Here is a 14,548-nt window from a genome sequence, read left to right as displayed (position 1 = left end):
AGGCACTCGCCCGCCGCGGGAGGCTCCTGCGTCTTCCCCTGCGGCACTTCCGAGCACCGGCAGTCCCCCTACGTATCCCGCACACACAGGTGTGCGCGTCCCCCACGGAGAAGATCACCATGAGCAAGCGCAACAGCCAGACGGCGAAGACGGCGGCCCGTGAGCGACTGCGCATCGAGCGCGAGCGCGAGGCCAAGCGGGCGAAGACCAAGCGGCAGGTCGTCGTCGCCTGCTCCATCGTCGGCGTCCTGGCGATAGCCGGCGGTATCGGCTACGCGGTCGTCCAGGCCAACAAGCCCGACGACTGGGAGGCCGCAAAGAGCGCCGAGCTCGTCGAGCCGGCCAACACGTCGGGCAAGGACGGCACGACGGTCGTCATCGGCAAGGACAGCGCAAAGAAGACCCTGGTCATGTACGAGGACCCGCGCTGCCCGGCGTGCGCCCAGTTCGAGCAGACCCTCGGCTCGACCATCCACAAGGACGTCGAGGACGGCAAGTACAAGCTCCAGTACGTCGGCGCGACCTTCATCGACGGCAACGTCCCCGGTGAGGGGTCCAAGAACGCCCTGAGCGCCCTGGGCGCCGCCCTGAACGTGAGCACCGACGCGTTCCTCGACTACAAGACGGCGCTCTACTCGGCCAAGTACCACCCCGTCGAGACGGATGACAAGTTCAAGGACGACAGCTACCTGATCAAGGTGGCGAACACGGTCGATGCCCTCAAGGGCAACAAGGCGTTCCAGAAGGCCGTGAAGGACGGCACCTACGACAAGTGGGCGCTGCTGATGGCCGAGAAGTTCGACGCAGACGGCAAGAAGTACGACTTCAGTGGTACGCCGACGCTGCTCATGGACGGCAAGAAGCTCACGGGCAGCGACGGTCAGAGCGCCCCCGGGACGCTTGCGGACTACAAGAAGGCGATCGACTCAGCGCTCAAGAGTTAGTCACTTCTCGTTGCGGTGGCCGGCCCCGGCGGCGTCGGGGCCGGTCGTCCCCGCCCTCTGGAGGCGCATGTGGAGTCCCGCGCCTCCAAGAACGGCAAGGCACAACGCCGAGCAGCCCCGGTATCCGGAGCTGAAAGAGCGGGCGAACTTCGGGAGTTCGCCCTCTCCCGTCGCATACCGACCAGTAACCTGATCGGTCGTGACCAGTCGATACAGATCATCGAAGACGTCAGAGGGCCTCAACTCCCTCACTCCGCGCCGCCGTACGGTCGTCAAGGCCGCGGCGGCGACTGCTGTCCTGGCCGGGCCGCTGGCGGCGACCCTGCCGGCGCGCGCCGTCGACCAGGCCCCCGCCTTCCTGCACGGCGTCGCCTCCGGTGACCCGCTGCCGGACGGCATCCTGTTGTGGACCCGCGTCACCCCGGTGCCCGAGGCGATACCCGGTTCGGGAGTCGGCCCGGACACCGAGGTGAGCTGGGTCGTCGCCCGCGACAAGGCGTTCACCACGGTCGTCGCCAAGGGCTCCACCACCGCCACGGCGGCCTCCGACCACACCGTCAAGGCCGACGTCCGCGGCCTTCAGCCGGGCACCGACTACTGGTTCCGCTTCTCCGCCGGCGGCACCGACTCCCCCGCCGCGCGCACCCGTACCGCCCCGGCGCACGACGCCGCCGTCACGGGCCTGCGCTTCGGCGTGGTCTCCTGCGCCAACTGGGAGGCCGGCTACTTCTCCCCGTACCGGCACCTCGCCGCCCGCGGCGATCTGGACGCCTGGCTGCACCTCGGCGACTACATCTACGAGTACGGCACCGGCGAGTACGCCACCCGCGGCAAGGTCGTCCGCCCGCACGCCCCGACCCACGAGATCGTTACCCTCGCCGACTACCGCACCCGGCACGCCCGTTACAAGACCGACCCCGACCTCCAGGCGCTGCACGCCACGGCCCCGGTGGTGGCGATCTGGGACGACCACGAGTTCGCCAACGACACCTGGTCGGGCGGCGCGGAGAACCACACCGAGGGCGCGGAGGGCGCCTGGTCCGCCCGCCAGGCCGCGGCCAAGCAGGCCTACTTCGAGTGGATGCCGGTGCGCCCGGCCATCGCGGGCACCACCTACCGCCGGCTGCGCTTCGGCAAGCTGGCCGACCTCTCGCTGCTGGACCTGCGCTCCTTCCGCTCGCAGCAGGTGAAGGTCGGCAACGGCGAGGTCGACGACCCGGACCGCACGCTCACCGGCCGCGCCCAGCTCGACTGGCTCAAGGCCGGGCTGAAGTCCTCGGACACGACCTGGCGGCTGGTCGGCAACTCGGTGATGATCTCGCCGTTCGCCATCGGCTCGCTCTCCGCCGACCTGCTGAAGCCGCTCGCCAAACTGCTGGGCCTGCCGCAGGAGGGCCTGGCCCTCAACACCGACCAGTGGGACGGCTACACCGACGACCGCCGCGAGATCCTGGCGCACCTGCGGACGAACGCGATCCGCAACACCGTCTTCCTCACCGGCGACATCCACATGGCGTGGGCCAACGACGTACCGGTGGACGCCGGGACGTATCCGCTGTCCCCGTCGGCCGCCACGGAGTTCGTCGTCACGTCGGTCACCTCGGACAACCTCGACGACATCGTGAAGGTCCCCGAGGGCACGGTCTCCGCGGTCGCCTCACCCGTCATCCGCGCGGCCAACCGCCACGTCCACTGGGTCGACACGGACCGCCACGGATTCGGTGTCCTGGACATCACGGCCGAGCGCGCGCAGATGGACTACTACGTGATCTCCGACCGCGCCAAGCGCGACGCGACCGCCAAGTGGTCCCGCTCGTACCGCACCCTCAGCGGAACGCAGAAGCTCGAGCGCGTCCAGAACCCGGTGTAACCGCCTACAGGGTCTCGAGGAAGCCGAGTGCCACCCGCCAGGTGGCCTCGGCGGCCTCCTCGTCGTAGTCGGGCAGGCCGGGGTCGGTGTAGAGGTGGCCGGCCCCGGCGTACCGGTACACCTCGACGTCGGCTCCGGTGCGGCCCATCCGGAGGTACCAGGCGCTGAGCCAGTCGTCCGTCTCGAAGGGGTCCGGCTCCGCCACGTGCAGCTGGACCGGCAGGTCCGGCGCGGTGGCGTCCGGTGCGATGTCCGACGTGCCGTGCAGCAGGAGCAGGCCGCGCGCCTTGTCGTCACCGAGGGCGAGGGTCTGCGCGATGGAGGCGCCGAGCGAGAACCCGGCGTACACCAGCCCCCGCTCGGAGTACGGCGCGGCGGCCAGCACCGCCCGCTTCAGCAGCTCCTCCTTGCCGATCTTCTCCTTGTGCTCCATGCCCTCCTCGACCTCCTCGAAGGTGCGCCCCTCGAAGAGGTCCGGCGTCCACACCTCGTGTCCGGCCGCTCGCAGGCGGTCAGCGGCGTGCAGCACCGCGGGCCGCAGCCCGAAGGTCGAGTGAAAGAGCATGATGTTCATGAGGCCATGGTGCCAGCCGGGTGTGACGACCCGGCATCGCGGCACTACCCACGACGCAGCGGAAGTCACATGTTCATGCACCCCGGGAGCCGGTTAGGTTCGGGGGCATGGAGAACCTGCTACGACCGCTGATCGTGGTCGGTGGCTCGGTCGTGCTCACGCTGGTGATCGGCTGGGCGACCGACTTCCTGCTGCGCAAGGCCGACGAACGACACCACGAGACCCCGCTGTGGGGCCTGCTCCGACGTGGCCGCATCCCCTACATGCTGGTCCTCTTCGCAGCCCTGTTGAGAGGGTCGTACGACGAGGCGCAACTGCTGGAGCAGCGCCGGGAGGCCATCGGCCAGACGTTGACGCTGGTGCTGATCGGGTCGACCGCCTGGCTGGTGATCCGTATCGCGGCGGCGATCGTCGAGACGTCCTACAGCCGGTACGCCCACGCCCGTGCCCATCGCGACCCGGCCCGGGTCCGCCGGGTGCGCACCCAGGTGACGCTGATCATGCGGGTGGTGTCCGCGGTCGTCGGAGTGGTGGCCGCGGCGAGCATGCTGCTGACCTTCCCGGCCTTCAAGGCGGCCGGTGCGTCGCTGCTGGCCTCGGCCGGAATCCTCGGCATCGTGGCCGGTGTCGCCGCCCAGTCCACGCTGAGCAACATGTTCGCGGGGTTCCAGATCGCCTTCGGCGACATGGTCCGCATCGGGGACACGGTGGTGGTGGACGGCGAGTGGGGCACGGTCGAGGAGATCACGCTGACCTTCCTGACTGTCCACACCTGGGACGAGCGCCGCATCACCATGCCGGTGTCGTACTTCACGTCCAAGCCGTTCGAGAACTGGTCGCGCGGCACCCCGCAGATGACGGGGATCGTCTTCTGGCACGTCGACCACTCGGCGCCGGTGGAGGCGATGCGCGACAAGCTCCGCGACATTCTGCGCGAGTGCCCGGCCTGGGACGGCCGCGCCTACAACCTGTCCGTCACGGACACCACCCCGAACACCATGCAGGTGCGGGCCCTGGTGACGGCCAAGGACGCGGACGACATCTGGACGGTGCGGGTCACCGTCCGCGAGGAGATGATCCGCTGGCTGACCCGCGAGCACCCCTACGCGCTGCCCCGGGTCAACACGGCGGACGCGGCGCTCCCGCCGTCCTCCGGCAGCAACGGCCACCGGCCGTCCGCCGAGGCCGTACCGGCCCAGCAGCGCCGCTACCACGGCAACGGTTCGGGACGGCCCGAGCGCTGACCGCCACTCGAACGTTCCGGACGTGTGGAGGGGCTCCCCGCGGCGCGGGGAGCCCCTCCTGGTTTCCGCCGGGTCAGTGGCCGCGCTCGGCACCGCCGTTGACCTGGATGATCTGCGAGGTGATGTGCCCGGCGCCCGGGGAGGCCAGCCAGTGCAGGGTCGCGGCGACGTCCCCCGGGGTTCCGGCCCGTCCGTTCGACGTCTCGCCGACGAGCCGGGCCCGGCGCTCCTCGGCCATCGCGTCACCGAAGAACTCGGTGTCCTCGATGTAGCCGGGCGCCACCACGTTCGCGGTGATGCCCCGCGGCCCCAGTTCGCGGGCCAGGTCGTGGGCGTAGGGATGCAGCCCGGCCTTGGCCGCCGCGTACGCCCCGCTTCCGGATCCCCGGTAGGCGGCGATGGAGCTGAGGAACAGCACCCGGCCGCCGGGCTCGGCCAGCCGCGGCTTCAGCGCCTCGGTGAGCAGGACCGCGGTCAGGGTGTTGAGCCTGAAGTTCACGTTCCAGGTGTGCGCGACGGCCGCGAGGGGATCGCCCTGCGGTGCCTCCGGTTCGAGCAGCCCGCTGCCGCCGGCGCTGTGCACGAGCACGTCCACCGTGCCCAGCTCGCGCTCCACGAAGGCGGCGACAGCGCGCACGTCCTCCGGCTCGGCGAGATCGGCCGCGTAGGTCGACGCGCCGGGCACCTCGGCCTTCTCCAGCACCTCGGCGCGCCGCCCGAGCAGCAGCACCCGATCCCCGTCGGCGGCGAACACCCGCGCCGCCGCGAGCCCAATTCCCGTACCTCCACCACTGATTACCACATTCCGTGCCATACGAACGACCCTACGACGCCCCGGCGGCCCACCGTCAAACCGACAGCCCCGGCCGCCCGCCGTCGAGCCCACGGCCCTGACCGAGCGCCTTCGAACCAACGGTCCTGACCACCCGCCGTCGGATCAACAACCACGGCCCCCGCCGTCAATCCGCCGGCCCCGGCCGACCACCGTCAATCCGCCGGCCCCGGGCCGCCGCCGTAACGGAGCCGAAGCCCCCGCCGTCGGCTCAGCGCAGACTGCGCACGTCGAGGTGCCGCAGGACCCGGTCCACCACCTCGGGATCGGCGCCCGGCTCACTGCGTGCCGCCAGCACCTCGTGCCGCGCCGCACTCAGCATCTCCTGCTGGATCCGCCGCACCCGCTTCACCCGGCGCGCCCCTTCCCGGTACGCCTCCCTGCGCTCGTCCTCCGCGAGTTCGGGGCTGATCCGCACGCCGATGTCGTAGGCCCGCCGCAGCATCTGCTCGGACAGCTCCTCCGGCAGTTCCTCGTCCCCTTCGATCTCCCGCAGCCGCTGCTTCGCCGCCTTGGCCGCCCGGATCGCGAGTGCCTTCGCGAACTCCTTCTCCTGGTCCGTGTCGGCCTTCACCCCGAGCCTGCGCACCAGCCACGGCAACGTCAGGCCCTGGAGCACCAGCGTCGCCATGATCACCCCGAACGCGATGAAGATGATCTCGTCCCGGCTGGGGAACGGCGCCCCGGCGTCGGTCTCCAGCGGGATCGCCAGCACCAGGGCGACCGAGGCCACCCCGCGCATCCCCGACCACCACATGACCACGGTCTCGCGCCAGCTCACCGGGATGTCCTCGTCGTAGTCCCGCCGCGCGTGCAGCCGCTTGGTCAGCCAGGTCGCAGGCAGCAGCCACAGCAGCCGCACGAGCACGACGACGGCCACCACCACCGCCGCCCACCAGAGCAGCTCGCCCCACCGGCCGGAGGCCGTGCGGATGGCGTTGTGCAGCTCCAGCCCGACCAGCCCGAACGCGACGCCGGTGACGAGCGTGTCGACGATGTTCCAGAACGTGTGCCCGGCCAGCCGTGTCATGACGTCGTCGGCGTCGGAGCCGTACTCCGCGAGGAACAGGGCGGTGGTGAGCACGGCGAGCACACCGGAGCCCTGCAGTTCCTCGGCCATGACGTAGGAGGCGTACGGCACCAGCAGGGTCAGCCCGATCTGCAGGGTCGCGTCGCCGAGCACCTCCATCAGCTTGTTGGCGCCCCAACCCAGCGCGAGCCCCACGGCCACCGCCACCACGGCGGAGAGCACCAGGTCGAGCCCGGCCTTCCAGGGCGAGAACGTCCCACTGACGGCCGCGGCGATCGCCACGTGGTAGAGGACGATGGCCGTCACGTCGTTGAACAGCCCTTCGCCTTCCAGGATCGACACCAGCCGGCGCGGCAGCCCCAGCTGCCCGGCCACGGCGGTCGCCGCGACCGGGTCCGGCGGCGCCACCAGCGCGCCCAGCGCGAACGCCGCCGCGAGCGGCAGCCCCGGCACGATGGCGTCGGCCGCCGCGGCCACGCACGCCATGGTGACGAACACCAGCGCCACCGCCAGCAGGAAGATCGGCCGCCGGTTCGCCGCGAACTGCCGCCAGGACGTGCGCCGTACGGCGGCGTACAGCAGGGGCGGCAGGAGCAGCGGGAGGATCAGGTCCGGCGGGATCTCGACGTTGGGGACGAACGGGAGCAGCGCGAGGACTATCCCGAGGAGCGTCATCAGAACCGGCGCCGGGAATCCGAACCGGTCCCCCGCGGGGACACTGATCACGGCCCCGAGCAGCAGCACGAACAGCAGGGCCAACTGATCCACGGTCAGCGCTCCGGAAGGTCAAATGTTCACACGACTGACCTCAAGCCTGCCACGCAACTCCCGGGACAAACCGTTTCGGCACCCCCCACGGAGGGCTAAAGCGAACGCCGCATCCCCTGGTGCAAAACGCCCGCTTCCAAGTACTCGGCCCCGTACGGCTCGTAGCCGAGCCGCTCGTAGAAGCCCCGCGCGTGCGTCTGTGCGTGCAGGTCCACGGCTGTGAGCCCCCGTGCGCGTGCCGCGTCCTCGATGGCCCTCACCAGGGCGGCACCGACGCCGAGTCCGCGCGCGGAGGCCGTCACGGCGAGCCGGCCGAGGGAGCCCACCGACGGGCCGGCTCCGGTTCGCGCCACGGCCGCCTCCCCGTGCAGCAGCCTTCCGGCCCCGAGGGGCAGGCCGTCCTCCCGGATCGCCAGCACATGGACCGCGCCGGCGTCGTGCTCGTCGTACTCCACGTCCTCCGGCACACCCTGCTCGGCGACGAAGACCTCCTTGCGCACCGCGAAGCACGCCTCCCGGTCGGCCGGGTCCTCGGCGACCCGCACCACGTACCGGGTGCTCACGCGTACGTCTCCTCGCGGACCTGGTCGAGGGCCTTCTGCAGGTCCTCCGGGTAGTCGCAGGAGAACTCCACCCACTGCCCGTCCCCGGGGTGCTCGAAGCCGAGCCGCACCGCGTGCAGCCACTGCCGGGTCAGGCCGAGGCGCTTGGCGAGCGTCGGATCGGCGCCGTAGGTGAGGTCGCCCACGCAGGGGTGCCGGTGGGCGGCCATGTGGACGCGGATCTGGTGCGTGCGGCCGGTCTCCAGCTTCACGTCCAGCAGGGACGCCGCGCGGAACGCCTCGATGAGGTCGTAGTGCGTGACGGACGGCTTGCCCTCGGCCGTGACGGCCCACTTGTAGTCGTGCTGGGGGTGCCGGCCGATGGGCGCGTCGATGGTGCCGCTGGTGGGGTCGGGGTGGCCCTGGACGAGCGTGTGGTAGCGCTTGTCGACCGTGCGCTCCTTGAACTGGCGCTTCAGCGACGTGTACGCGTACTCCGACTTGGCGACCACCATCAGCCCCGACGTGCCGACGTCGAGCCGGTGGACGATGCCCTGGCGCTCGGCGGCGCCGGAGGTGGAGATCCGGTACCCGGCGGCGGCCAGGCCTCCGATCACGGTCGGCCCGGTCCAGCCCGGAGACGGGTGCGCGGCCACGCCGACGGGCTTGACGATCACCACCACGTCATCGTCGTCGTGCACGATCTCCATGCCCTCGACCGGCTCGGCCACCACCTGCACCGGAGCGGGCGCCTGCGGCATCTCGACCTCCAGCCAGGCGCCGCCGTGCACGCGCTCCGACTTGCCGACCACCGACCCGTCGACCGTGACCTTCCCCGCGGCGGCGAGTTCGGCCGCCTTGGTACGGGAGAAGCCGAACATGCGGGAGATGGCGGCGTCGACGCGCTCGCCCTCCAGACCGTCGGGCACGGGCAGGGTACGGATCTCGGGAATCGTGCTCACCCGTCGAGTATGCCGGACGGCTACGACGGGGCCGTACGCACGCTCAGTCCTTGTGGACGGTCCCGTCCGGGTCGAGACCCCGGAAGGAGAGCAGCACGATCAGGATGCCGCCGCACACGATCGCCGAGTCGGCCAGGTTGAAGACGGCGAAGTGCTTGGGCGCGATGAAGTCCACGACCGCGCCCTCGAAGACGCCCGGGGCCCGGAAGATCCGGTCGGTGAGGTTGCCGAGCGCACCGCCGAGCAGCAGGCCGAGCGCGATCGCCCAGGGCAGGCTGTACAGCTTGCGGGCGAGGCGGGCGATCACCACGATCACCGCCGCCGCGATCATGGTGAAGATCACCGTGAAGGCCTCGCCGAAGCCGAAGGCCGCGCCCGCGTTGCGGATCGCCTCGAACTTCAGCCAGTCCCCGATGATCTCGATGGGCGGGTGGTGCTCCAGCTTGGCGACCACGATCAGCTTGCTGATCAGGTCGAGGGCGTAGGCGAACGCGGCGACGGCGAACAGCACCGCGATCCGGCGCCTGCCGCGGGGCTCCCCGGCGGCGGCATCCGGCTCGCCGGCACCGGGCGCTCCCGCCGGGGCCGCGGGGACCTCCGGGTCGGTGCCGGGCTCCCCGGCCGGGGAGCCCTCGGCGCCGGGCCGCTCCTTGCCGCTCCCGGCCGCGTCCGGTGTGTCCGGCGTACCGATGATGCGCTCCGCCTCTGCCACGTGAGTCCCTCAACCTAGGTGCCTGACTGAGGACGAGGGTACGGCACGGCCTGCGCGTCCCACGTGTTCAGGAGGCATTCGGCGGCCGGTCAGTACCGGCGCTCCTGCTTCTGCTTGCACTCCACGCAGAGCGTGGCCCGGGGGAAGGCTTGCATACGGGCCTTGCCGATGGGGTTGCCGCAGTTCTCGCACAGGCCGTAGGTGCCCGCGTGCAGGCGGTCCAGGGCGCGCTCGGTCTGGAGGAGCATCTCGCGCGCGTTGGCGGCCAGGGCCAGTTCGTGCTCGCGGGTGATGTTCTTGGTGCCGGTGTCCGCCTGGTCGTCGCCCGCGCCGTCCCCGGAGTCCCGCATCAGGCCCGCGAGGGACCGCTCCGACGACGTGATCTCCTCACGCAGCCGGGTCTCCTCGGACGTCAGCTCGGACCGCGCCTCCTCGACCTCCTCCGCGGTCCAGGGGTCCTCACCGGGACGTACCGCGAGCTCGCCGGGCTCCGCCGCGGCGACCCGTGCCTTCGGAACGGCGGTCTTCGCCGCCGCGGCCGGGCCAGGAGTCTTCTTCGCACGCACCGTCGTCGCTCCCGTCTGCTGCGCGGCCTCGGCCGCACCCGCCTTCTTGGCCGTGCTGGTCGCGGCCGTGTCCTGTGTGACCGCGCCGGTGCGGGCAGTGCCCTTCCCGGCCGCGCTCTTCGTGGTGGTGCTCCTGCCTCCGGCGCCCTTCCCGGCCGGGGCCTTCTTGGCGACGGCCTTCTTCCCGGCCGCCTTCCCCTCCACCGCCCTGTCCGCGGCAGCGCCACCGGCGGCCTTCCCGCCCGAGGCCTTCTTCCCGGCGGTCTTCTTCCCCGCCGCCCCACCGGCGGCGCTCCGGGCACCTGTCCCGCCGGCCGCGGACTCGCCGGCCACGGCCTTCTTCACCGCCGTCTTCCTCCCGGACGCCCTCGTCCCGGCGGTCTTCCCCTCGCCCGCCTCGGCCGCGCGCCCCGCCGAGGCCTGCGCGGACTTCTTCCCGCCCACGTCCTTCGCAGCGCCGCCGGAGGCCTTGGCGGACCTGCCGGACGCCGGCTGCTGTACGGCGGTCTTCTTCGCCACCATGGCCGCGGCCCCTTCACATATTGTGATCTTGCTCGCGCATCGTGCTGGGACGATAAATCGACTCGAGTCCCGCGGCAACGGGGCACACCGCCCGATTCGCCCGCCTCGCGCACGCCGCGCGGCGAACCTGCATCCGTTGTGCCCAGCTCCCCGCCGGGTAATCCGCCGAGCCGGACGTCCCAGGATCCGAACACCTATACCGCGCTATTTGGGTCATGAAACCCCATATCGCCCCCACGCGGCCCCACCCCCGGCGGTCGGGAAAACCGGTCGGCCGCCGCCCGCGCGGCGCCGTACACTGGGCGGAGCGAAAAGCGTGGATGGGGACGAGTAGCGGCGTACGCAGCCCAGAGCGACCCGGGGACGGTGGAAGCCCGGGGGCGAGCGCGACGTGAAGATCACCCCGGAGCCGCCGGAAGAAAGCCGGAGCCAGTGAGCGACGGCCGGTAGACCCGGCATCGCGACCCCAATGAGGGGGCTCGCCGGCGCACACCCCGTGCCGGAGGGCCAAGGAGGGTGGTACCGCGGGAGCGCGCCGAAGGCGGCGCAGGCAGACGTAGCTCTCGTCCCTCCGGACGGAAGGCAGCAAGTCCGCCGGAGGAAGCCCGCTGATGACATCGCCGACGTACCGCCAGGTCCCCGCCCAGGTCGACCTGCCCGCCCTCGAGCACGCCGTGCTCGATTTCTGGCGCGAGCAGAAGGTCTTCGCCAAGAGCCTGGAGCAGTCCGAGGGCCGCCCCGAGTGGGTGTTCTACGAGGGCCCGCCCACCGCCAACGGCATGCCAGGCGCCCACCACATCGAGGCGCGCGTCTTCAAGGACGTCTTCCCCCGCTTCCGCACCATGCGCGGCTACCACGTCGCCCGCAAGGCCGGCTGGGACTGCCACGGCCTCCCGGTCGAGCTCGCCGTCGAGAAGGAGCTCGGCTTCTCCGGCAAGCAGGACATCGAGGCGTACGGCATCGCGGAGTTCAACGAGAAGTGCCGCGAGTCGGTGACCCGGCACACGGACGCCTTCGAGGCGCTCACGACCCGCATGGGCTACTGGACCGACCTCCAGGACCCGTACCGCACGATGGACCCCGAGTACATCGAGTCGGTCTGGTGGTCGCTGAAGGAGATCTTCACCAAGGGCCTGCTGGTCCAGGACCACCGCGTCGCCCCCTGGTGCCCCCGCTGCGGCACGGGTCTGTCCGACCACGAGCTGGCGCAGGGCTACGAGACGGTCGTCGACCCCTCGGTCTTCGTCCGCTTCCCCCTCACCTCCGGCCCGCTCGCCGGCGAGGCCGCCCTGCTGGTGTGGACGACGACCCCGTGGACCCTGGTGTCCAACACCGCCGTCGCCGCCCACCCCGAGGTCACCTACGTGGTAGCGACGAACGGCGAGGAGAAGCTCGTCGTCGCCGAGCCGCTGGTGGCCAAGGCCCTCGGCGAGGGCTGGGAGACCACCGGCCAGACCTTCACCGGCGCCGAGATGGAGCGCTGGACGTATCAGCGCCCCTTCGAGCTGGTGGAGTTCCCGAGCGTGAGCGAGGGAACCAATGGGCACAGCCCGGCCGAGGCCCACTTCGTGGTCAACGCCGAGTACGTCACCACCGAGGACGGCACGGGTCTGGTGCACCAGTCCCCCGCCTTCGGTGAGGACGACCTCAAGGTCTGCCGCTCCTACGGCCTGCCGGTGGTGAACCCTGTCCGCCCCGACGGCACCTTCGAGGAGGACGTCCCGCTCGTCGGCGGCGTCTTCTTCAAGAAGGCCGACGAGAAGCTCACCGAGGACCTCGACGGCCGCGGACTGCTCTTCAAGCACATCCCGTACGAGCACAGCTACCCGCACTGCTGGCGCTGCCACACCGCGCTCCTCTACTACGCGCAGCCCTCCTGGTACATCCGCACCACGGAGCTGAAGGACCGCCTCCTCGCGGAGAACGAGGGCACCAACTGGTTCCCGGAGACGGTCAAGCACGGCCGGTACGGCGACTGGCTGAACAACAACATCGACTGGGCGCTGTCCCGCAACCGCTACTGGGGCACCCCACTGCCCATCTGGCGCTGCGAGGACGATCACCTCACCTGCGTCGGCTCCCTCGCGGAGCTGACCGAGCTGACCGGCACCGACCAGTCGGGCCTGGACCCGCACCGCCCGTTCATCGACGAGGTCACCTTCGCCTGCCCGCAGGGCGGTTGCGGGAAGACCGCCACGCGCGTGCCCGAGGTGATCGACGCCTGGTACGACTCGGGCTCGATGCCGTTCGCGCAGTGGGGCTATCCGTACAAGAACAAGGAGCTGTTCGAGGCCCGCTACCCGGCGCAGTTCATCTGCGAGGCCATCGACCAGACCCGCGGCTGGTTCTACACGCTGATGGCGGTCGGCACGCTGGTCTTCGACAAGTCCTCGTACGAGAACGTGGTCTGTCTCGGGCACATCCTCGCCGAGGACGGCCGCAAGATGTCCAAGCACCTGGGCAACACCCTGGAGCCGATCCCCCTCATGGACCGGCACGGCGCCGACGCGGTCCGCTGGTTCATGGCGGCCGGCGGCTCCCCCTGGGCGGCCCGCCGCGTGGGCCACGGCACGATCCAGGAGGTCGTCCGCAAGACGCTCCTGACGTACTGGAACACGGTCGCTTTCCAGGCGCTCTACGCCCGTACCTCGAACTGGGCCCCGTCCGGGGCCGACCCGGCCCCGGCCGACCGCCCGGTCCTGGACCGCTGGCTGCTGTCCGAACTGCACGCCCTCACCGACCAGGTCACCCAGGCGCTGGACTCCTACGACACCCAGCGCGCCGGCAAGCTGCTCTCCGCGTTCGTCGACGACCTGTCCAACTGGTACGTGCGCCGCTCCCGTCGCCGCTTCTGGCAGGGTGACAAGGCGGCCCTGCGCACGCTGCACGAGGTCGTCGAGACGGTCACGCAGCTGATGGCCCCGCTGACCCCGTTCATCACCGAGCGGGTGTGGCAGGACCTGATCGTCCCGGTCACCCCGGGCGCTCCCGAGTCGGTCCACCTGTCGTCCTGGCCGGAGGCGGACCTCACCGCCATCGACCCGGAGCTGTCGAAGCAGATGGTGCTGGTGCGCCGCCTGGTGGAGCTGGGGCGTGCCACGCGCGCGGAGTCGGGCGTCAAGACGCGTCAGCCGCTGTCCCGCGCGCTGATCGCTGCGACCGGTTTCGACACCCTGGACTCCGAACTGCGCACGCAGATCACGGAGGAGCTGAACGTCGAGTCCCTGGCGACGCTGAGCGAGGTCGGCGGCAGCCTGGTCGACACCACGGCGAAGGCCAACTTCCGCGCGCTGGGCAAGCGGTTCGGCAAGCGGGTGCAGGACGTGGCCAAGGCCGTCGCGAACGCGGACGCGGCCGCCCTGTCCCTGGCCCTGCGCGAGGGCACGGCGTCGGTCGAGGTCGACGGCGAGACCATCACCCTCGCCCCCGACGAGGTCATCATCACGGAGACCCCCCGTGAGGGCTGGTCGGTGGCCTCCGACGCGGGCGCCACGGTCGCCCTGGACCTGGAGATCACCGAGGAGCTGCGCCGGGCGGGCCTGGCCCGTGACGCGATCCGCCTGATCCAGGAGGCCCGCAAGAACAGCGGCCTCGACGTGGCCGACCGCATCGCGCTGCGCTGGACGGCCACGGACCGGGCGACGGTCGAGGCCCTGACCGACCACGCCGGTCTGATCGCCGACGAGGTGCTCGGCAGCGACTTCGCCCAGGGCGAGGCGGACGACACCTACGGCGAGCCCTTCACCGACGAGGGCCTGTCCCTGACGTTCCGCCTGCGCAAGGTGTAACCCCGGGCCGAACGATCCGAAGGCCCGGTCCCGCCAAGATCTTTGGCGGGACCGGGCCTTCGGCGTTGCGTACGCACGACCGCGACTGTGTACGCACGAACGCGCCTGCGCGGACACGAACGCACGTGGCAAAAGGGCGAGGCCCCGGGTGGTCACCCGGGGCCTCGCCCTGAACGCTGCCGACGTCTATGCCG

At 71.1% G+C, this 14,548-nt stretch carries 11 protein-coding genes; 4 read left to right on the top strand and 7 right to left on the bottom strand.

The window, feature by feature from the left end; translation table 11 throughout:
• Nucleotides 1-119: 119 nt before the first annotated feature.
• Both ACIQU3_RS35140 and ACIQU3_RS35135 read left to right on the top strand, forming a co-directional pair.
• Complete coding sequence (locus ACIQU3_RS35140; protein WP_403729522.1) at nt 120-944, top strand: thioredoxin domain-containing protein; 825 nt, start codon at nt 120-122, stop codon at nt 942-944.
• A gap of 199 nt (nt 945-1,143) precedes the next feature.
• Nucleotides 1,144-2,814, top strand: a complete 1,671-nt coding sequence (locus ACIQU3_RS35135) for an alkaline phosphatase D family protein (RefSeq protein WP_403729519.1) — start codon at nt 1,144-1,146, stop codon at nt 2,812-2,814.
• Between the two features lie 4 nt (nt 2,815-2,818).
• On the opposite strand, the gene ACIQU3_RS35130 is transcribed toward ACIQU3_RS35135, so the two are convergent.
• A complete protein-coding gene (locus ACIQU3_RS35130; RefSeq protein WP_403730479.1) occupies nt 2,819-3,433 on the bottom strand; it encodes a dienelactone hydrolase family protein in 615 nt (204 codons plus the stop codon).
• 62 nt (nt 3,434-3,495) lie between these two features.
• Between ACIQU3_RS35130 and ACIQU3_RS35125 the strand changes: the two genes are divergently transcribed.
• The gene (locus tag ACIQU3_RS35125; protein WP_403729514.1) at nt 3,496-4,632 is read left to right on the top strand and encodes a mechanosensitive ion channel family protein; all 1,137 of its coding nucleotides are present in this window, start codon (nt 3,496-3,498) and stop codon (nt 4,630-4,632) included.
• Nucleotides 4,633-4,705: 73 nt separating this feature from the next.
• Here ACIQU3_RS35125 and ACIQU3_RS35120 read toward each other — a convergent pair whose 3' ends face one another.
• The 6 genes from ACIQU3_RS35120 to ACIQU3_RS35095 all read right to left on the bottom strand — a co-directional run bounded on the left by ACIQU3_RS35120 (nt 4,706) and on the right by ACIQU3_RS35095 (nt 10,566).
• Entirely contained in the window at nt 4,706-5,446 is a 741-nt protein-coding gene (locus ACIQU3_RS35120; RefSeq protein WP_403729511.1) for an SDR family NAD(P)-dependent oxidoreductase, read from the bottom strand.
• 229 nt (nt 5,447-5,675) lie between these two features.
• A complete protein-coding gene (locus ACIQU3_RS35115; RefSeq protein WP_403729508.1) occupies nt 5,676-7,262 on the bottom strand; it encodes a Na+/H+ antiporter in 1,587 nt (528 codons plus the stop codon).
• Between the two features lie 95 nt (nt 7,263-7,357).
• Nucleotides 7,358-7,825: a GNAT family N-acetyltransferase gene (locus tag ACIQU3_RS35110; protein WP_403729505.1), complete on the bottom strand. Its 468-nt coding sequence runs from the start codon at nt 7,823-7,825 to the stop codon at nt 7,358-7,360.
• The gene (locus ACIQU3_RS35105; RefSeq protein WP_389614078.1) at nt 7,822-8,766 is read right to left on the bottom strand and encodes an RluA family pseudouridine synthase; all 945 of its coding nucleotides are present in this window, start codon (nt 8,764-8,766) and stop codon (nt 7,822-7,824) included. The genes ACIQU3_RS35110 and ACIQU3_RS35105 overlap by 4 nt, the downstream gene beginning before the upstream one ends.
• A gap of 43 nt (nt 8,767-8,809) precedes the next feature.
• Entirely contained in the window at nt 8,810-9,478 is a 669-nt protein-coding gene (lspA, locus tag ACIQU3_RS35100) for a signal peptidase II (RefSeq protein ID WP_403729502.1), read from the bottom strand.
• A gap of 89 nt (nt 9,479-9,567) precedes the next feature.
• Nucleotides 9,568-10,566 (bottom strand): TraR/DksA family transcriptional regulator, encoded by a 999-nt coding sequence (locus tag ACIQU3_RS35095; RefSeq protein ID WP_403929674.1) that lies wholly within the window; start codon nt 10,564-10,566, stop codon nt 9,568-9,570.
• Nucleotides 10,567-11,177: 611 nt separating this feature from the next.
• On the opposite strand from ACIQU3_RS35095, the gene ileS reads away from it, so the two are divergent.
• Nucleotides 11,178-14,354 (top strand): isoleucine--tRNA ligase, encoded by a 3,177-nt coding sequence (gene ileS, locus ACIQU3_RS35090; RefSeq protein ID WP_403929671.1) that lies wholly within the window; start codon nt 11,178-11,180, stop codon nt 14,352-14,354.
• Nucleotides 14,355-14,548: the final 194 nt, after the last annotated feature.

The organism is Streptomyces sp. NPDC101110, assembly GCF_044759525.1.
In the GTDB taxonomy this organism is placed as follows: domain Bacteria; phylum Actinomycetota; class Actinomycetes; order Streptomycetales; family Streptomycetaceae; genus Streptomyces.
This window is presented reverse-complemented; position numbering and strand designations above follow the sequence as displayed.